Here is a 17709-nt window from a genome sequence, read left to right as displayed (position 1 = left end):
CCCCCACCTCATCGCTACGTCCCCCTCGCCGCTTCGCGGCTGGGGGTGCCCCCACTGCATCGTCGTCGGCGCGACTCATTGCTGTTTAGCCCACTCCGTCGCCAGCAACTGACGCGTCTCGCGCAGTAACTGCGGGATCACCTTCGCGCCGCCGACGATCGTGATGAAGTTCGCGTCGCCGCCCCAGCGCGGCACCACGTGCACGTGCAGGTGTTCGGCCAGCGACCCGCCCGCCGACGTTCCCAGGTTCAGGCCGACGTTGAAGCCGTGCGGCCGCGACACGTTCTTGATCACCCGAATCGCCTTCTGGATGAAGGCCATCAGCTCCGCGCTCTCGGCGTCGGTGAGGTCCTCGATTTCGGACAGCTTCCGGTAGGGCACCACCATCAGGTGCCCGGGGTTGTACGGGTAGAGGTTGAGCACGGCATAGACGAGTTCGCCGCGCGCGACCACCAGACCCTCTTCGTCGGGCAGTTGCGGAATGTCGGTGAACGGCTCCTCGGGTTTGCCTGAAGCGTTGGGGCCACGCTTGGCCGGCGCCTCGGCCAGGTACGTCATCCGGTACGGCGTCCACAATCGTTGCAGGTGGTCGCGCTCGCCGACACCTCTGTCGAGAATGCTGTCCTCGCCGCGACCGGCGCCGTCCTGCTCACTCACCGCCGGCTACCTTTACCAGTTCTTGTGTGGGAGCGGCATTCTCGCGGTCGGCAATCCACTTGACGATGGTATCGATCGCGGCGCCAACCGGCACGCCGTTGATCTGGGTGCGGTCGCCGAAGCGGAAGCTGACCGCCCCGCCCTCGACGTCGCGGTCGCCCGCCAGCAACATGAACGGGACGCGCTGATTGGTGTGGTTGACGATCTTCTTGGCCATCCGGTCGTCACTGCTGTCCACCTCGACCCGCACACCACGCGAGCGCAGTTGCGCGGCAACATCTTCCAGGTAGGCCGCGTGCTCGTCGGCGACAGGGATGCCGACTACCTGCACCGGCGCCAGCCACGCCGGGAAGGCCCCGGCATAGTGCTCGGTCAGAATGCCGAAGAACCGCTCGATGGATCCGAACAGCGCCCGGTGGATCAGCACCGGCCGCTGCCGCGAACCGTCCGGCGCGGTGTATTCCAGCTCGAATCGGTCCGGCATGTTGAAGTCGAGCTGAATCGTCGACATCTGCCAGCTGCGGCCCAACGCGTCCTTGACCTGCACGGAGATCTTCGGCCCATAGAACGCCGCGCCACCGGGGTCGGGAACGAAATGCAACCCGGAGGCCACGGCCACTTCCCGCAGCACTTCGGTCGCCTCGTCCCACATCTCGTCAGAGCCGGAGTACTTCTCCGGGTCCTTGGTGGACAGTTCCAGGTAGAAGTCGTCGAGCCCGTAGTCGGCCAGCAAGTCGAGCACGAAGCGCAACAGCGAACTCAGCTCGTCGCGCATCTGCTCGCGCGTGCAGTAGATGTGCGCGTCGTCCTGGGTCATGCCGCGCACCCGGGTCAGGCCGTGCACCACGCCGGACTTCTCGTAGCGGTACACGCTGCCGAACTCGAAGAGCCGCAACGGAAGCTCGCGGTACGAGCGTCCGCGGGACCGGTAGATCAGGTGGTGCATCGGGCAGTTCATCGGCTTGAGGTAGTAGTCCTGCCCCGGTTTACGCACCGAGCCGTCCGCGTTGAACTCCGCGTCCAGGTGCATCGGCGGATACATGCCGTCGGCGTACCACTCGAGGTGGCCCGAGGTGATGTACAGCTGCTCCTTGGTGATGTGCGGGGTGTTGACGAACTCGTAGCCGGCCTCGATGTGCTTGCGCCGCGAGTACTCCTCCAGCTCGCGCCGGATGATGCCGCCCTTGGGGTGGAAAACCGCCAGCCCGGAACCGATTTCGTCGGGGAAGCTGAACAGGTCCAGCTCGACGCCCAACTTGCGATGGTCGCGCCGCTGCGCCTCCTCGAGCAGCTCCAGGTGCTTGTCGAGCGCCTCCGTTGACTCCCACGCGGTGCCGTAGATGCGTTGCAGGCTGGCGTTGCTCTGGTCACCGCGCCAGTAGGCGGCCGAGCTGCGGGTGAGCTTGAACGCCGGGATGTGCTTGGTGGTGGGGATATGCGGCCCGCGGCACAGGTCACCCCAGACCCGTTCGCGGGTGCGGGGATTGAGGTTGTCGTAGGCGGTGAGTTCGTCATTGGAACCGGGCGGGCCCACCTCCATGACGTCGGGGTCGCCGGACTTGTCGTCGACGAGTTCGAGCTTGTAGGGCTCGTCGGCCAGTTCCTCGCGCGCCGCCTCCCTGGATTCGTAGACCCGCCGGTCGAACAGCTGCCCGTCCTTGACGATCTGGCGCATCTTCTTTTCGAGCTTTTCCAGGTCTTCGGGGGTGAACGGCTCCGCTACGTCGAAGTCGTAGTAGAAGCCGTCCGCGATGGGCGGCCCGATCCCCAGTTTGGCCTGCGGGAACAGGCTCTGGACGGCCTGGGCCAGCACGTGTGCGGCCGAGTGCCGGATGACGCTGCGGCCCTCGTCGGTATTGGCCGCGACCGGGACCACCTCGGCGTCGGCCTCGGGCACCCAACTCAGGTCGCGCAGCTTGCCGTCGGCGTCGCGCACCACCACGATCGCGTCGGGCGTGCCCCGGCGTGGCAACCCCGCCTCCCCGACCGCGGCGGCCGCCGAAGTCCCGGCAGGAACCCGGATCGGGGCTTGCGGCGGTCGCAAACCCGGCGCAACCGGGTGCTGCGGGTCGCCGCCGTCTGCTCCGGGGACGGACTCTGCGGGGGCGCTCATCTGCGGTGGTCTCCAAGGTTTCTGCGGGATGTGATCGGCGATTAATTCAGAGTCATGCTATCGGGGCGGACCTCGCAGAACCCACGACGTTAACGGCTGCCGGGCCTCGCCGCCATCGCGACACTGAACCCACGCACCCGACACGCCGGTGCAGGCCTGCGTGGTTTCAGACTCGGCGCACCTGGTCGCCGCGGCGTCAGGGCTGGCCCGGCTTGAGTTTCACGAACAACGCCTCGGCTTCGGCCAGCAACGTGTCACCGTCGGTCAACTTGCCCGACACGAAGATTTTCCGGCCGTCCACCTTGTCGATGCCGGCGTCGAACTGCAGCTCCTTTTCGATCGGCACGATGTGGCGGTAGTCGATCTTCAGGTAAGCGGTGCGCTGGCGCGGGCTGCCGGTGAGCACCGACGTCGTCAGGCCGAGCACGGTGTCGAACAGCATGCCCAGCGATCCGCCGTGCACCGCGCCGTTGCGGCCCAGGTGGAATCGCGCGAAGCGCGCCCAGCCCGCCATCCGGCCGTCCTCGGTCTTATGCGCCCCGATCGGCACGGTCAGGATGTTGCCGCGCAGCGGCAGGTCCATCCGGCGGCCCGACGGCGACGCCCACTCGTCGGCGTCGTACGGGCTCAGCAGCGCGGACAGCTTCTCCAGCGTGTCCGCGGCCTCGGTGATGACCTCGTCGGGCGCGTCGACGGCACGGGCGTGATCTTGCAGCTTGCGCACCGCGTCGATGAACCGGCCGTAGTCGGGGCCGCCCTTGGTCGTCGGCTCGGGTGGGTTGAATCCCCCACCGGGGTGTTTCTGATTCTCGCCGGCCACCAGAACACCGTATGCGAGCCGCGAGACTGCAACTACCGACGGGTTCACTCGCGAAACGCGTCGTGGAATACAGGTTCGCGGCTAGGAAGCGGCGGCCGCCATGGTCTCGAACTCCTCGTCGGACAGCGTGATCTCGGCCGCGGCCACGTTCTCCTCCAGGTGCGCCACCTTCGACGTGCCCGGGATCGGCAGCATCACCGGCGAGCGCTTCAGCAACCAGGCCAGGGCCAGCTGCGACGGCGACGCGTGGTGGTCGGCGGCGATGCGCTGCAGCGGGCCGTCGGCAGCGGCCAGCGGCCCGGCCGCCAGCGGGAAGTACGGGATGAAGCCGATCCCCTGCTCGGTCGCGACGTCCAACAGCGGTTCGGCGCGGCGAACGGTCAGGTTGTACATGTTCTGCACCGACACGATCTCGGTGATCCGCAGCGCCTCTTTGAGCTGGTCGACGCTGACCTCGGACAGGCCGATGTGGCGGATCTTGCCTTCTTGCTTGAGCTTCGCCAGCTCGCCGACCTGGTCGGCCAACGGCCACTTGGGGTCGACGCGGTGCAGCTGCAACAGGTCGATGGTCTCGACACCCAGGCGGCGCAGGCTCATCTCGACTTCCTGCCGCAGGTACGCCGGGAAGCCCATCTCGACCCAGACATCCGGACCGGTCCGCAGAAACCCGGCCTTGGTGGCGATCACGATGTCGTCGTAGGGGTACAACGCCTCGCGGATGATCTCCTCGGAGATATAGGGACCGTAGGAGTCCGCGGTGTCGATCAGGTCCACGCCGAGTTCGACGGCGCGGCGCAACACCCGAACGCACTCGTCGCGATCAGCCGGCGGGCCCCACACGCCCTTACCGACGATGCGCATCGCCCCGAACCCGAGGCGGTTGACGGTCAGATCGCCGCCGAGCGTGAACGGTCCGGACGCAGCGGCAACAGTTTTCGAGTTTTGTGTGGTCACGATTACGACCGTACGCTCGGGCGGGTGGACTTAGCCGCACTCGAGAAACTTCCGCTGACATACTCCGAGGTCGGTGCCACCGCGGCCGGTGAGCAGCCCGCCGGGTTCCACTATCAACACGTCGAGCGCCAGATCGGCACGGGCCGGCCGCGATTCGAGCGAGCCGCCGAGGCAGTGATGCACTGGGGGATGCAGCGCGGGTCAGGGCTGCGGGTACAGGCGTCCTCCGAGGTCGTTGTGCAGGACGCGGTGGTGGTGGTGCGGCTGGGCTTTGTGCCCGCGCCGTGCCGGGTCGTCTATGTGGTCGACGAGCCCGACATCCGCGGGTTCGGCTACGGCACCCTGCCCGGCCACCCGGAATGCGGCGAGGAACGCTTCGTCGTGCGCCGCGACCCCGCCACCGACGCGGTCTTCGCCGAGGTGTCGGCGTTCTCCCGGCCGGCGACATGGTGGAGCAAGGCGGGCGGACCGGTGGTGAAGATCGGCCAGCGCCTGATCGCGCAGCGCTACCTGCGCGCCGTCTGACCGCTACGCGCCCCAGCCGGCCAGCAGCCGGTGGGCGCCGCTGCACATCGTGTCGATGACCTCGGCCACCGACGCGTCGTCGCGGATCATGCCGACGCCCTGACCGGCATCGACCGGGGCGATGCGGCGGTCGTCGGCGTCGATCGCGGCGGCCAGCTCGTCGCAGGCCGGCGCATCGAGCGTGTCCTCTTTGCCCGCGTAGCGCGCGACGAACTCATTGCGCAACACCCGTGACGGGTACCGCGCCGGCCACGGCAGACCGTTGGCGACGTCGAAGGCCCGGGTGACCGCGGTGTCGGTGGAGCGGGCCGCGATCAGGGCCTCGCGGCTGCCGTCGCCGGTCAGCGCCTCCGGACAGGCCGCCAGGCGAGTGCCCACCCAGGCGCCGCTGGCCCCGGCGGCCAGCACCGCGGCCAGGCTGCGCGCCGACGCGATACCGCCGCCCGCGAGCACCGGCACCGACACGGCGTCCAGCACGTCGTCCAGCAGCGGCAGCGTGCCGAGCCTCGTATCGCCGTGCCCGCCGCCCTCGGAACCGCGCGCGACCAGGATGTCGACGCCCGCGTCGACCGCCTGACGCGCTCCCAGAGCGTCGTAAACCTGTGTGACAGTGCGGATTCCGGCGGCGTGCGCCTTGTCGACCCACGACCAGTCGGTACCGAAACTGACCGACAGCAGTGCGGGCCGCGCGGCCAGGGCATCGTCGAGCAGTCCCGCCTCGGTGCGCATCACCCAGTCCACCAGCCCGATTCCGAATGGGCCGTCGACGTGACGCAGTTGGGCAGCCAGCAGCTCCCTGGTCGCGACACTGCCCATGCCGATCATGCCCAGACCGCCGGCGGCACTGACCGCGGCGGCCAGCCGGCCGCCCGCGACGCCGCCCATCGGAGCGTTGACGATGGGCACCCGCAGGCCGAGCGCGGATGACCAGGGCGTGGATAGCATCGCCACTAGTGCGATTGGCCGGGGATGCTCTTCAGCACGGTCAGCATGATCACCGAATCCTCGACCGCGTGCAGGGCATGGCGCTGCGGCGGGATCGCGACATGGTCGCCGGTCTTACCCTCCCAGGAGTCACTGCCGGTCGTCAGGCGCACGTGACCCTGCAGCACCTGCAGCGTCGCCTCGCCGGGGCTGTCGTGTTCGGACAGGTCGTGGTCGGCGAGCAGGGCCAGCACGGTCTGCCGGAGTTCGTGGTCGTGGCCGCCGTGGATGGTGTGGGCGGCTCGGCCGCTGTGCGACTGCCGGGCTTCGGCCAGCTTTTCGGTGGCCAGGCTGGTCAGCGAGATCGATTCCATTGGTAGGTCCCCTCGTGCGGCGGTGGGCTGACGATCGGCCTTCGGGTATCACGCGGTCAATAGCAGTATCCCCGCCACGATCAGCGCCACGGTCTTGACCACCTCCAGGGCGATGTAGGCGTAGTGGGCGCGGGAGCGGGGTGCGTCCAGCCCGGCCAGCACCTGGTCGGAGCGGCGGGTCAGTTGGGGCCGCACCGCGACCAACTGGATCGCCAGCGCCGCGAACGCGACAGCGAACGCGATGCCGATCCGCATCGGCATCGGACCGTCCACCACGACCGCCAGGATGATGATCGCGAACGCGACCTCGACGGTGTTGAGCGCACGGAAGACGAGGCGCCCGATGCCGAGCCCGATCTGCAACGTGACGTTGGGCGCCCGGAATTTCAGCGGCGCTTCCAGGAACGAGATGGCCAGCACCATGCCGAGCCAGACGAAGGTGACCGCGACGGCAACCGCCATTTCGGTGTTCACTCTCAGGCCTCCTGCAACTCGAGGTGTGCCAGATCGGGTTCGACGAACGCGTCGAGACGATCGACGGCGCCCCCCAGGTTTCCAACGCTCCCTGCATGAGCCCGAGGCGGGCCGACTGACCGCCGTCGCGATCATCGCGCGCGAGCCGAATCAACGGGCGTGGCTGTGCGCGATGCCCGACGCCGTCTCCACGCGGTGTTTGATGCCGAGCAGCAAGCCCCGCGTGCCGAAGGCCACTACCGGCCTGGCCAGTTCCATGGCGAACACCGCGCCCGGTCGGCGCAGCGCGATCCTGACGCGGGACAGGAGTCGCACCCGGTCCTCCCAGTGCGGCTGAACGTGGAACGACCACACCACATCCGAGACCGGGTTCGACGTCGTGGCATGGAGCACCAGGTACTTTTCCGGCACGATCTCCGTGACGCTGAACGTCACCCCGTCGGGCTGACCCAGCCAGCCCTCGGGCGCCAGGCGAATGGTGTCTCCCACCGCGAGCTGTTGCCATTCGGGGTGCACTCGATCGGTGTGGTGGTAACCGAGACCGATCGCGTTCATCGCGCCCTCGCAGCCGTAGAAGCCGGCGCGGTCCTGGCCCATCTGCAGCAGCCATGGCCAGACCGCTGCCGTGGGGGCGTCGATGTAGATCGCTTCGGTTGACTGGATGGCGGGATCGGCGACCAATCTGTCGCCGGGCAGTAGCATCCGGCATTCCGCTTTGGTTGTGCCCCAGTTGCGGTAATAGCGTCGGGCACCGTACAACAGCGCGAGCAGCGCCGCTGTCCTGGTGATCGGTCCGATCAGATGCGTCATGCCGTCCCCACCAAATCTTGCGCGAATGGTTGGCCGTACTGGTCGATCTGACCACGTGGGATTGCGCGCCGGTAGGGACCGAAGTCCCCTTTGCCCTGCATCAGCGCACACCCAGGGCGGATTCGAGTTCGACAAGGCATTGCTCCGTCAGCGGAATCAGCGTGTCGATATCCGGCACGACGTCGCGACCAGCCGCGTAGCCGAATCCGATGCGGTCGGAGTACGAGCAGGTCGTGACGTTGAGCGCCATCCCGTCGTAAACGGTCGACACCGGATAGATCTCCTCGATATGAGCGCCGTTCCAATACATTTCAGCCTGAGGACCCGGCACGTGCGATATCGGGAGGTTGAACCCCGTCCGTATCTTCGGCGTGAACGGCAGCAGCGGAGAAATGACGGTGGCGGCGATGCTCGCCGCATTCGTCAGTAGTGATGCCGCCGATCCCCGTTTCGCGACCCACCGTTTACCCTCCGACATCGATCGGTGAATCAGTCGTAGTCGTGCGATCGGGTCATCCAGATTTGTTCCCAACGGGCACAGCCAAAGACCGAACATGTTGCCATGCTGGTCATTTGACGGGTCAACGATGCGATCGCGCACCGTGATCGGGCAGACGCCAACCAATGAATGGTCGGGTATTTCATCGCGGTTGCCCAGCCAGAGCCGTACAACTCCGGCCACCATGGCGGTGACCACGTCGTTGGCGGTGACACCGGCCGCCTCTTGCACAGCCTGGATACGATCCTTGGCCCAGCTGCCCGCGCAGACCGCCCGCTCGGTCCCCAGCCGGCCGTTGAACCGGGTGTAGGGCGCTCCGAAGGGCCACCCGGTCGTGTAACCGACGAGGCCGTCCATCAGCGTCGACAGCTCCCCTGTGACGACTCGTTCGATCAGACCGACGCTCGACGCCGTGGTGTCGATCACCGTCCGTAGCGGCGCGGTAAGACGAGACACCAATCCCGGTGACACGGGTGGGGACGAGGATCCGTCGCGGTGCTCGGCGTAGAAGGGCGGCATCGACCGCCGCTTCGGGTCACTGCTCAATGCGTCGGCGATCATCCGAAGACCGGCCACACCGTCGATCAGGGTGTGATGCACCTTGATGTAGAACGCGAATCGACGATCCTGGAGACCATCGATCAGATAGGACATCCACATCGGACGGGACCGGTCGAGGCGTTCTTCATCCAGCTCGCCGATCAGCCGCCAGAACGCGTCGTAGCCTCCGGAGACGGTGCGGCGCAAGCAGTGTCGGCTCACATCGAGTCGCTCGCTGTCCCGCCACACCCAGACGCCGGCGGTGTCGATACCACGATGCGGGTATCTGCGAAGCCGGGCGTCTATCGATCCGTTCGCGGTGAGTGTTTCCCGATACAGTTCGTCGACGTAGCCGGGTACGGCATCCGCCGGCGGCGACAGGATCAGCACGGCGCCGGCGTGCATAGGGCTCGACACCAACTCCGCGGCCATCATCGCCGCATCCAGCGGATCCAGCGGATGCATGTCAACCTCCGCAACTAGGCAGGGCGGTCGCGCTGCGTGGCTGGCCCGTCCAGCAGGCCGGACTGCAGCAATGCCTCCCACACAAACCGCTGCACGGGCTGTGAGCGGAAGAATCCGGTGTGACCACCGCGATACCAGACGATCTCCGGTTTACCCCAGTGCTGCCAGAGGCGGGTCACCTGCTTGCGGGGATGTACCACGCGGTCGGCGATGCCGGCGTAGATGAAGCGGCCCCGCGCGGGCACCAGCGGAGTGAGCGACAACGGCGAGACCATGCGACCGATGGGTTCGGCCAACTCCATCGTCTGCCGGCGAGGGTCGTCGTGACCGAGACCCGAATGGCGCCCCAGCAATTCGACCAGGTCTGCCACGGGCACACCAAGAATCGCACAGGTAAGACCCTTGTCGAGGCTGGCCACCAGCGACGCGATGTAGCCGCCGAGCGAAAGGCTGTTGAACCCGATCAGCGATTCGGGCTCCTGTAAGCGAATCCAGGACAACAGCCGCCGGATGTCCCACACCGCCTGAGCCGTCGCGTGCACGTCGTCGAGCACATCCTCGCCCGGGAACACCGCCCCCTTGGGCAAGCCGCGCGCTCGGGGCCCATGCATGGGGAGAACCGGCATCACCACGTTGAGTCCGAGTTCGTCGTGCAGTTTCCACGCCCGGAAAAGAGCGAGATCCACTGCAGCACGGCCCATTTCGGTGCCGTGAATACACACCAACCAAGGGCGAGGCTGCGGATGGCGCAGCAGCAGCGCGTATTCGCGATTATTCGCGGTGTAGCTCATCCATCGTTGGGCGCCCGGTTCACCGCTACGCGGTGCGTACCCACTGTCGAAGAAGATGCGCTGGAATGAGCGCCTGCGCCCTTTCACCTTCCGGATCTCGACGTCGGAAAGCACTGGTGGCTCACCGAAGAACCCCCTGGGCTTTTCCAGCCAGCCCTTGTCCCCGTAGAACTGGACCCCGTCGATCACCTCGCGGGTGATGCGCTCGAACACATCGGGCCGGCTGATCGGGCGGCGCGCCTTCAGGCCCACCAAGACGACCTCGTCGCGAAAGGCCTGGGCCGTCAGCGCGATGGTGGGCCGCGCGATCGGGAGCTCGTCCGACGCACGACCGAGGTAGTCGCGCCACGACCGGGTGACGTACTGGCCGGTATGCACGAAAGGGGTGATCGCCTCCACCAACGCACCGCCGGGCGCGCTTCGATGAGAAGCGGCCGGCTGCTGTCGGTCGTCGCCGGTCGGCGTTGCCATGACGGCACGCTAACACCGTCTCGGTTCCGTCCGTTAGGGACCTAGGGCCCGTTGCGGATCTCGAAAGTCCAGCTGGGACAAAGGACTTTAGTCACTCGTGCTGACCCCCCGAAACGTCGTACCGTCGTGGGCGTCCGCAAGACTTTGTTTCGAGTAGGAGTGGGGATCATGACAGAGGCACCGGCAAAACCCGAGCCGCGCTGGGCCGAACTTTCTGACGACGTGCTCGAGTCGGTCGAAAGTGGCCGCAAGCAAGCGATCGACGCGGTACGCAAGTTCGTCGATCAGATCAGCCCTGTGCTTCCGGAGCAGTCGCGACGCAAAACCGTCGTCGACGCCGCACTGGACCTGGCGGAGGAATTGACCACCGCACGGATCGAGTTCTTCCGCAGTGTGGTGCACAGCGCCGCGGAGGCCACGAGTAAGTAGCGGCCGGATAAGGCGTTGGCCGGGCGGTTGCGATCCAACTGCCCGGCCAACCGTATCCTCAGCCGGCCGCGCGCGAACTTTCCACCTGCGTGCGAAGGCGGGCCGCAAATGCCGCGGCACGATCCAGGTCGTGCTCATTGGGCCGGTCCCTGTTGATCCCGCCGATGAATCCGAATGGGCCGACCGTGTCCCACCCGCGGCTGGAAAATGAACCGATCACGTCAAAACCCTTTGCTTCGAGCATTTTCCGCACCGGTTTGCGGTAGCCCATGAGTGGAATCTCGCGGGCGCCGCTGGTGAAGAAGGTGAAAGCCCGGACCTGGTGCACGCCCGGCACATGGCGTATCAGGCTGCGCAGCCTGGCATCGACCGCCATGTAGTAGATACCGGACCCGAAGCCCACTAGGTCATAGCCGCCCAGTGTCGCGGGGTCGGCCACCTCGGGGGCGATCACCTCGCAGTCGAGCACCTGCGCCATCCGGTCGGCGATGCGACGGGTATTGCCATGCGATTTCGACGAGCAGACGATCAGCGCCTTCATGGGCCGACTCCCTTCCACAGAACTGCCCAGACGCTTCCATGCTGTGCCGCCGCCCGCCTGCCGGTAAGGGCGGAAAGCCACGAAGGCCCGGGGCGTTGGTCACTTGTCGACATGGTGCGACACACCACGGGACTTAAGGCCCTTATCAGGGGGCTAATGACTCTGGCGAGTTCGCGGTCGCCCTTCATACGTTGACCAGCAGCAGACGAAGACACAACAGCAAAGGTGCGACATGCGATCCGAACGTCTCAGGGGGCTGACAAAGGCGGAAGGCCCGTTCGCCTCGGTGTATTTCGACGACTCGCACGACACGGCAGGAGCGGTCGAGCAACTCGAAGCGACGTGGCACGAAATACGCAAGCACCTTGAAAACATGGGCGCGGGACCGGAACTCATCGGCACGCTCGAGGACGCGGTGTGCAACCACCGCCCCGCGGTGGGTCGGCGCGGCAGGGCGGTGATCGCGACCAGCGACCACGTGCTGATCGACGAACAACTCAGCTGCCCACCCCCGAGCACGGTGGTTCGCTTCTCGGATTACCCCTATGTCCTGCCGCTGATCGAAGGCGAGTTGCGGCAACCGGTGTACGTGTTCGCCGCGGTCGACCACACCGGCGCCGACATCAGCCTCTACGACGGCACCACCGTCACATCCACTCGCGTCGAAGGTGCCGGATACCCGGTGCACAAGCCCGCCACTGCCGGCTGGAATGGCTACGGCGACTTACAACACACGACCGATGAAGCTATTCGGATGAACTGCCGTGCGGTCGCTGAACACTTGACCCGGCTGGTGGACGAAGCCAATCCCGAGGTGGTGTTCGTCAGCGGCGCGGTTCCGGCACGCGCAGATCTGTTTGCCGAATTGCCGGAACGGGTTGCCCAACGGGTCTCGCAGTTGCACGGCGGCGCCCACAAAGGCCGCGCCGACGAGGAAGAGGTCCACGAAGCGACCTCGGCGGAGTTCGCCCGGCGTCACGGTCTCGAAATGACGGACATCGCAAGCCGATTCGAAGCCGAAATCGGGCGCGGATCCGGCTTGGCAGCGCAGGGACTCGCCGACGTGTGCGCGGCACTGCGGGACGGCGACATCGACACACTGATCATCGGCGACCTGGCCGATGCCGTCGTGGTCACCGGCCGAGCGCTCACCACGATCGCGCCCGATGCCGACGCGTTGTCCGAACTGGGCGAAGCGGTGGAGCGCATCGCACGGGCCGACGAGGCGTTGCCGTTCAGCGCAATCGCCGTCGGCGCCTCATTGGTCCGGGCCGACGATCGGATCGCACCGAACGACGGAATTGCCGCGTTGTTGCGCTATGCCGCGACCGACCGCCTTGCCGGCCGGCGACCTTAGGATTGGGCCGATCACCATGATAGACAAGGAAATTCGGGTGGCTGTCGGGCCTGCATCCGTGGCCGGCCAGCTCACCATTCCCCCGCACCCCAAGGGCGTCATCGTGTTCGCGCATGGCAGCGGTAGTAGCAGGCACAGCCCCCGTAATCGCTATGTCGCCGAAATACTCAACACGGCCGGGTTCGCCACGGTGCTTTTCGACCTGCTGACACCCGAAGAAGAACGCGACCGGTCCAACGTCTTCGACATCGGGTTGCTCGCGCACCGGCTGATCCACGTCACGACCTGGCTGGCCGCTCAACCCGATACCGCATCATTGCCGGTGGGGTACTTCGGTGCCAGCACCGGAGCGGGCGCCGCCCTGGCTGCGGCCGCGCACCCAGGTATCAAGGTCGCCGCGGTGGTGTCGCGGGGCGGGCGGCCCGATCTGGCGGACGGGTTGCTGCGCAAAGTCGAGGCTCCGACCCTGTTGATCGTCGGGGGGCACGACGAGATGGTCCTTGAACTGAACCGGAAGGCGCAGGCGGCGATCCCCGCCGAGTGCAAAGTCGCCGTGGTTCCCGGTGCCACTCACCTTTTCGAGGAGCCGGGCACGCTCGAGCAGGTCGCGATCCTGGCTCGCGATTGGTTCCTCGGTCACCTCGATCCGGCGGCTTCCTAGAGTTTTTGAAAGCGGCGGTCCCGGTTAGGGTAGGAGGAGGCCGGGACCGCCGCGGCATTCGGTGACAGGCCCGATTCAGTGGTGCAGGCCCGTGACCGGCTCATGGGTGCTGGCTTGAATATCGCTTGACGTCACGGCGAGCAGCTGATTCGCCAAGTCGGTCAACGCGCGCGCGATCGCGAGCTCGTCACCGATCCGGGCCACCGGCTCGTCCGCCGGATCGAGTCGTGCCAGCCCAATGCCGACGAACTTCCTACCCGCCAAAGACAGTCGCGCCTTCGCCCGGGTCCGCTCTTCGTGTTCTTCGATCAGCACGTCGACGCGGCAACTCTTGTTCGTGTCGTCACTGTCTTTCGACATCAGCAGTCGTCCTGTCTGCCCAGCTGGCACATCGTTGATCGATGTATAGATGACCATCACCGGTCGGGCCCGAAGTAGGGGCGGAAGTCCCGAGTCGCAAGGTAGTTTGTAGTCTTGCGCCGGCCTTGCTGCTGCGCCTTTCGCCCGGGTCGACGAATGAATCGACAGATAAGAAATGTTGAACTTAATCGACATTATTGTTGGTTTTAATCGACAATTTCCCTGGCATATATCGGTGTACCCCTAGGGTATGTGCCGTGTCCGACCCCTCGGCCTACAGCGGGTACGCGCATGCCTCGCGCGGCCGTCGGGCGTCGCATCACTCGGGAGACGACCGCGAGAAGGCCATTCTTGCCACCGCCGAGCGGCTCTTGGAAGAGCGGCCATTAGCCGACTTCTCCGTCGACGATCTGGCGAAAGGCGCCGGCATCTCCCGGCCCACCTTCTACTTTTATTTCCAGTCCAAAAATGCCGTGCTGTTGTCGTTGCTGGACCAGATGAACACCAAGGCGCATGCCGCCCTCAAGTCGCTGCGCGCCAAGCTGACCGGCGATCCAGCCACGCTGTGGCGCGACCGAATCGAGGCGTTCTTCGCGGTGTCGGGATCACACCCGGCGGTCGCGGTGGCCGGCGCCTCGGCCAAGTCCACCAACCCCGAAGTCCGGGCGTTGTGGTCGACGCTGATGCAGACGTGGATCTCGTTCACCACCAACGCGATCAAGGCCGAACGTGAGCGCGGCGCGGCGCCGGACACCATCTCGGCAGAGGATCTGTCCGTCGCGCTCAACATGTTGAGCGAGCGGGTGATGGCCGCGACGTTCACCTCCGAGGAACCCTCGATCCGAGAAGACCGGGTGATCGACACGCTGGTCCACATCTGGCTGGCCAGCATCTACGAAGACGGCCTCGCCGCTGCCGGGCACGCCGCCCTGGCGCTACGGGCCACTACTCCGTTTGCCGACTACCCGCTCGGCGCGACCTAGGCTCTCGTCGATCAATCGGTCGACGGCACCGAAATAGGTTGGCGACGGCGGTTTCCCGGCCAGCTCGGCGATTACCTGCTGCTCACCGAGAACATTTGCCGCACTGAGGTTCTCGGCCATCCGCGGGGCGTGTACCGCCAACCCGGCCAGCAACTCGCCGCACTGGGAGCCCGCGACCACGGTCCGCCGGGTCAGGGTTCGCAGCGTGTCCCATTCGGCATGCCAGGCGCCGTCGGGGCGCTCGTCGTTGGCCAGCGCCGCCGCGGTGTGCAGGGTCGCGGCCAACTGCGGTGCGCACAGCGCGGCGCGCCGAATCAAGATGGACAACACCGGATTGCGCTTGTGTGGCATCGACGACGAGCCGCCCCGCTGCTCGGCGGCCGGCTCGCTCAGCTCGCCGATCTCCGGGCGAACCAGAACAACGACGTCCGAGGCGATTCGGCCCCAGCTATCGGTGCATGCGAGGAAGGCATCCGTCGCCGCGGTGACGGGCGTCCGGGCGGTATGCCACGGCGTTCGCACGGCGAGACCCAAAGCGGCCGCAGCACTGTGCACGACCCGCTCCGCCACCTCCGGCGGATCGGCCGCGTCGGTGAGCAGCGCCGCGAGTTCGGTCGTGGCCGACCATGTTCCGACGGCACCGCCGACCTGGATCGGGGTGGTCAGGCCACCCAGCCGTTCGTAGGCGTCGACCAGACCGGTGCACCACCCGGCTACCTTGGCGCCGAATGTGGTGGGCGCGGCCTGCTGGGTCAAGGTGCGGGCCACCATCGGGGTGGCCCGATGTGTGTTCGCAAGCGCGGCCAATGCCGAAACCTGGTCACGAAGCTGCATTCTCAGCTCATCGGCGACGTCGCGCACGCCCATCATCAGCGCGGTGTCCACCACGTCCTGGCTGGTGAGTCCGCGGTGGATCCACGGACCGATACTGGGTTTGGCTCGCCGGCGCAGCAGCTCGACCAAAGCGACAACCGGGTTGCCGCTGTCCTCGGCGGCGACCGCGAGCGTCTCGATGTCCTGGTGGTCCACCAGGTTCGACAGGTCGGCGCCGGCTGCGTCGGCCGGCGCCAGACCCGCGGCGGCCAGCGCGCTCAGCCAGGCGGATTCCACCGCCACCATCGCGCGCAGCACCGTCTGATCGGTCAGGTGCTCGCCGGCCCGGTGATCGCCGGGCCACAGCAGATTGGTCATCCCCCGGCACCCCGGTAGGCCAGAAACACCGTCTCGCGCCGACCCTGCAGCCGAATGTCGAACCGGTAGTCCTTTCGGCTTTCCGGGACGCACAACAACGTTGCGCGCCGTTCGGCGTCGACGGCGCCCAGCACGGGATCGGTGCCCGGGTCGGCCCCGGGCAGATAAGCGCGAGTGAACAGCCGGTCCAGCAGGCCGCGCGCGAAGACGGTGAGTGCGAAAAACGGCGGGTGCTGCGGCAGCACGGTGGTGAAACCATAGTGCCCGTCGGAATCCGTTGCGGCCCTGCCCCATCCGGTGCACCCGTCGCCGGCCTGCCAGAGTTCGACCAGGGCATCGGGCACCGGTGTCTCGTCGCCGTCGTACACCGTGCCGTGCAGCCGGATGGTTCCGGCATCCGAATCCCTCACCAACTCAGCGGCGCAAGGCATTCCGAGATGCAGGAAAGGACCGACGGTTTGCCCTGGCGTGCAGGCTGATTCAGTCATGTCGGGCCCCGGCCCAGGAATCGCCGGCCAGCACGATGTCCCATCGATAGCCGGTCGCATACTCCGCCTCGGTGAGGCCATGGTCGTAGCCGGCGATCAGACGTTGGCGCGCAACGGGATCCACGACCGATTGGAAGATCGGATCCAAATCGAACAGCGGGTCTGCAGGGAAGTACATCTGGGTGACCAGGCGCTGGGTGAACGCGGTACCGAACAGCGAGAAATGGATGTGCGCCGGGCGCCAGGCGTTGTGATGATTGCGCCACGGGTAAGGACCGGGCTTGACGGTCACGAACCGGTAGGTCCCGTCGGGCCCGGTCAGGCAGCGCCCGGCCCCGACAAAGTTCGGGTCCAGCGGTGCCGGATGCTGATCGCGCTCGTGACGGTAGCGGCCGGCGGCGTTCGCCTGCCAGATCTCGATCAGCTGTCCGGCCAGCGGTCGTCCCGACTCTTCGAGCAACCGCCCGGCCACGATGATGCGTTCGCCGATCGGCTCGCCCGGATGGCCGGCCGTCAGGTCGGCGTCGCGCGGGTGGACGTCACGCTCGCCGAAGCACGGCGCGCTGCGCTCGAGCTCGTCGGGATCCACCAGCAGCAGAGGTTGTTTCGGATGGCGCAGCGCGCTGCTGCGGTATGGCGGATAGTCCAGCCGCGGCTGGGTGTCCGCGTTGCCGGCGTGCCGGGCCGCGATGTCGGCGATCTCCGCCGTGATGTCATCCTGCGACGCGACGCGCTGGGGTGCGGCCCTCACGAAGCGTGACGCTACTCGCCCACGGCGCCCGAACTATAGAGCCCGTACCAGCGCGGCGCGCCCTTTGGTCCGAAGTTTGTGCACCGCGGAACCCCGGTACTGCGCGATTCTCGCGTTCATTTTGTTGCCCAGCTTCTCGAGCTCGGCGTCGGTGATCTTCACCTCGGGAGGGGCGGGAATCATGTCGCGTTCCTCCTCATCGGCGTGCGCCTCGAGCACCGTCTTGAACGATTTCCATTCATCCTCGTAACCGGGCGCGGTCTGCGGGGTTTTGAGCAGCACCGAGAGCTGGTCTATGACCTGGCGGTGCTCGGCGTGTGCCACCGCGATCAGCTTCGAGGCGGCGCTCAGTGCCGGGTAGTAGAGGTCGTCTTCGATGCGGAAGTGAATGTCGAGTTCGATCAGCATCTCGTCGAAAAGTGCATGGCGCTGTTCGCTGTTCACCGGCGCCTCGCTGATTTTGCGGCCGAGGCCCTTGATCACGACGTGGTGGTCCTTCAACACTTCGTACGCGTTCACGTTGCTCCGATC

19 protein-coding genes and 2 pseudogenes are annotated in these 17709 nt (G+C 66.6%); 5 read left to right on the top strand and 16 right to left on the bottom strand.

From position 1 onward, the window contains the following. Positions 1-75: 75 nt before the first annotated feature. From MAAFP003_RS10105 to MAAFP003_RS10090, 4 genes are all read right to left on the bottom strand, one after another. On the bottom strand, positions 76-657 hold the full coding sequence (locus MAAFP003_RS10105) for an ATP adenylyltransferase (RefSeq protein WP_096286558.1): 582 nt from the start codon (positions 655-657) through the stop codon (positions 76-78). Next, a complete protein-coding gene (thrS, locus tag MAAFP003_RS10100) occupies positions 650-2770 on the bottom strand; it encodes a threonine--tRNA ligase (protein WP_096286556.1) in 2121 nt (706 codons plus the stop codon). The genes MAAFP003_RS10105 and thrS overlap by 8 nt, the downstream gene beginning before the upstream one ends. 196 nt (positions 2771-2966) lie before the next feature. Then, entirely contained in the window at positions 2967-3593 is a 627-nt protein-coding gene (locus MAAFP003_RS10095) for a PaaI family thioesterase (protein ID WP_096291032.1), read from the bottom strand. Positions 3594-3671: 78 nt separating this feature from the next. After that, entirely contained in the window at positions 3672-4544 is an 873-nt protein-coding gene (locus MAAFP003_RS10090) for an aldo/keto reductase (protein WP_096286554.1), read from the bottom strand. Positions 4545-4568: 24 nt separating this feature from the next. On the opposite strand from MAAFP003_RS10090, the gene MAAFP003_RS10085 reads away from it, so the two are divergent. Next, complete coding sequence (locus tag MAAFP003_RS10085; RefSeq protein ID WP_096286552.1) at positions 4569-5069, top strand: DUF1990 family protein; 501 nt, start codon at positions 4569-4571, stop codon at positions 5067-5069. Between the two features lie 3 nt (positions 5070-5072). Here the strand turns inward: MAAFP003_RS10085 and MAAFP003_RS10080 are convergent, their stop codons facing one another. The 6 genes from MAAFP003_RS10080 to MAAFP003_RS10055 form a co-directional block, all read right to left on the bottom strand. Continuing rightward, positions 5073-6014, bottom strand: a complete 942-nt coding sequence (locus tag MAAFP003_RS10080) for an NAD(P)H-dependent flavin oxidoreductase (RefSeq protein WP_096291031.1) — start codon at positions 6012-6014, stop codon at positions 5073-5075. Positions 6015-6019: 5 nt separating this feature from the next. After that, positions 6020-6367 carry a cupin domain-containing protein gene (locus MAAFP003_RS10075; protein WP_096286550.1) on the bottom strand — a complete coding sequence of 116 codons (348 nt, stop codon included), beginning with the start codon at positions 6365-6367 and terminating at the stop codon, positions 6020-6022. A gap of 48 nt (positions 6368-6415) precedes the next feature. Then, the gene (locus MAAFP003_RS10070; protein ID WP_423790889.1) at positions 6416-6829 is read right to left on the bottom strand and encodes a hypothetical protein; all 414 of its coding nucleotides are present in this window, start codon (positions 6827-6829) and stop codon (positions 6416-6418) included. 162 nt (positions 6830-6991) lie between these two features. After that, positions 6992-7651, bottom strand: coding sequence for a hypothetical protein (locus MAAFP003_RS10065; RefSeq protein WP_096286546.1), 660 nt, complete (start codon positions 7649-7651; stop codon positions 6992-6994). 100 nt (positions 7652-7751) lie between these two features. Further along, positions 7752-9155 carry a wax ester/triacylglycerol synthase family O-acyltransferase gene (locus MAAFP003_RS10060; RefSeq protein ID WP_096286544.1) on the bottom strand — a complete coding sequence of 468 codons (1404 nt, stop codon included), beginning with the start codon at positions 9153-9155 and terminating at the stop codon, positions 7752-7754. A 14-nt stretch (positions 9156-9169) separates the two neighbouring features. Continuing rightward, positions 9170-10417, bottom strand: a complete 1248-nt coding sequence (locus MAAFP003_RS10055; RefSeq protein WP_243393850.1) for an alpha/beta hydrolase family protein — start codon at positions 10415-10417, stop codon at positions 9170-9172. A gap of 168 nt (positions 10418-10585) precedes the next feature. Here MAAFP003_RS10055 and MAAFP003_RS10050 point away from each other — a divergent pair, with 168 nt between their 5' ends. Further along, positions 10586-10846, top strand: coding sequence for a hypothetical protein (locus MAAFP003_RS10050; RefSeq protein ID WP_096286542.1), 261 nt, complete (start codon positions 10586-10588; stop codon positions 10844-10846). A gap of 58 nt (positions 10847-10904) precedes the next feature. On the opposite strand, the gene MAAFP003_RS10045 is transcribed toward MAAFP003_RS10050, so the two are convergent. Continuing rightward, positions 10905-11387 carry a flavodoxin family protein gene (locus MAAFP003_RS10045; protein WP_096286540.1) on the bottom strand — a complete coding sequence of 161 codons (483 nt, stop codon included), beginning with the start codon at positions 11385-11387 and terminating at the stop codon, positions 10905-10907. 232 nt (positions 11388-11619) lie between these two features. On the opposite strand from MAAFP003_RS10045, the gene MAAFP003_RS29130 reads away from it, so the two are divergent. Together MAAFP003_RS29130 and MAAFP003_RS10035 are read left to right on the top strand one after the other, a co-directional pair. After that, positions 11620-12744 carry an Rv2629 family ribosome hibernation factor gene (locus MAAFP003_RS29130; protein WP_096286538.1) on the top strand — a complete coding sequence of 375 codons (1125 nt, stop codon included), beginning with the start codon at positions 11620-11622 and terminating at the stop codon, positions 12742-12744. Positions 12745-12766: 22 nt separating this feature from the next. Then, positions 12767-13405 (top strand): annotated as a pseudogene (locus MAAFP003_RS10035) (dienelactone hydrolase family protein); the annotation flags it as partial. Positions 13406-13480: 75 nt separating this feature from the next. On the opposite strand, the gene MAAFP003_RS10030 reads toward MAAFP003_RS10035, so the two are convergent. After that, complete coding sequence (locus tag MAAFP003_RS10030) at positions 13481-13765, bottom strand: DUF1876 domain-containing protein (protein WP_096291029.1); 285 nt, start codon at positions 13763-13765, stop codon at positions 13481-13483. Positions 13766-14022: 257 nt separating this feature from the next. Between MAAFP003_RS10030 and MAAFP003_RS10025 the strand changes: the two are divergent. Next, a pseudogene (locus MAAFP003_RS10025) lies at positions 14023-14661 on the top strand (TetR/AcrR family transcriptional regulator); the annotation flags it as partial. Between the two features lie 39 nt (positions 14662-14700). Here the strand turns inward: MAAFP003_RS10025 and MAAFP003_RS10020 are convergent. From MAAFP003_RS10020 to MAAFP003_RS10005, 4 genes are read right to left on the bottom strand one after another with little or no spacing between them, the layout of a single operon-like run. Beyond that, entirely contained in the window at positions 14701-15939 is a 1239-nt protein-coding gene (locus MAAFP003_RS10020; protein ID WP_096286534.1) for a lyase family protein, read from the bottom strand. Further along, complete coding sequence (locus tag MAAFP003_RS10015) at positions 15936-16427, bottom strand: peptidase associated/transthyretin-like domain-containing protein (protein WP_096286532.1); 492 nt, start codon at positions 16425-16427, stop codon at positions 15936-15938. Before MAAFP003_RS10015 ends, MAAFP003_RS10020 begins: the two co-directional genes overlap by 4 nt. Beyond that, entirely contained in the window at positions 16420-17178 is a 759-nt protein-coding gene (pcaH, locus tag MAAFP003_RS10010) for a protocatechuate 3,4-dioxygenase subunit beta (protein ID WP_096286530.1), read from the bottom strand. Before pcaH ends, MAAFP003_RS10015 begins: the two co-directional genes overlap by 8 nt. A 33-nt stretch (positions 17179-17211) precedes the next feature. Next, positions 17212-17697 (bottom strand): hemerythrin domain-containing protein, encoded by a 486-nt coding sequence (locus MAAFP003_RS10005; protein ID WP_096286528.1) that lies wholly within the window; start codon positions 17695-17697, stop codon positions 17212-17214. Positions 17698-17709 lie beyond the last annotated feature (12 nt).

The sequence above is a fragment of the Mycobacterium ahvazicum genome, assembly GCF_900176255.2.
GTDB classification, from domain to species: Bacteria; Actinomycetota; Actinomycetes; order Mycobacteriales; family Mycobacteriaceae; genus Mycobacterium; species Mycobacterium ahvazicum.
This window is presented reverse-complemented; position numbering and strand designations above follow the sequence as displayed.

Excerpts from the sequence above, each read along its gene's own strand:
- thrS (WP_096286556.1), bottom strand. The coding sequence starts at position 2,770 with ATGAGCGCCCCCGCAGAGTCCGTCCCCGGAGCAGACGGCGGCGACCCG.
- MAAFP003_RS10080 (WP_096291031.1), bottom strand. The coding sequence starts at position 6,014 with ATGCTATCCACGCCCTGGTCATCCGCGCTCGGCCTGCGGGTGCCCATC.
- MAAFP003_RS10075 (WP_096286550.1), bottom strand. The coding sequence starts at position 6,367 with ATGGAATCGATCTCGCTGACCAGCCTGGCCACCGAAAAGCTGGCCGAA.
- MAAFP003_RS10070 (WP_423790889.1), bottom strand. The coding sequence starts at position 6,829 with ATGGCGGTTGCCGTCGCGGTCACCTTCGTCTGGCTCGGCATGGTGCTG.
- MAAFP003_RS10065 (WP_096286546.1), bottom strand. The coding sequence starts at position 7,651 with ATGACGCATCTGATCGGACCGATCACCAGGACAGCGGCGCTGCTCGCG.
- MAAFP003_RS10060 (WP_096286544.1), bottom strand. The coding sequence starts at position 9,155 with ATGCATCCGCTGGATCCGCTGGATGCGGCGATGATGGCCGCGGAGTTG.
- MAAFP003_RS10055 (WP_243393850.1), bottom strand. The coding sequence starts at position 10,417 with ATGGCAACGCCGACCGGCGACGACCGACAGCAGCCGGCCGCTTCTCAT.
- MAAFP003_RS10050 (WP_096286542.1), top strand. The coding sequence starts at position 10,586 with ATGACAGAGGCACCGGCAAAACCCGAGCCGCGCTGGGCCGAACTTTCT.
- MAAFP003_RS10045 (WP_096286540.1), bottom strand. The coding sequence starts at position 11,387 with ATGAAGGCGCTGATCGTCTGCTCGTCGAAATCGCATGGCAATACCCGT.
- MAAFP003_RS29130 (WP_096286538.1), top strand. The coding sequence starts at position 11,620 with ATGCGATCCGAACGTCTCAGGGGGCTGACAAAGGCGGAAGGCCCGTTC.
- MAAFP003_RS10030 (WP_096291029.1), bottom strand. The coding sequence starts at position 13,765 with ATGTCGAAAGACAGTGACGACACGAACAAGAGTTGCCGCGTCGACGTG.
- MAAFP003_RS10020 (WP_096286534.1), bottom strand. The coding sequence starts at position 15,939 with ATGACCAATCTGCTGTGGCCCGGCGATCACCGGGCCGGCGAGCACCTG.
- MAAFP003_RS10015 (WP_096286532.1), bottom strand. The coding sequence starts at position 16,427 with ATGACTGAATCAGCCTGCACGCCAGGGCAAACCGTCGGTCCTTTCCTG.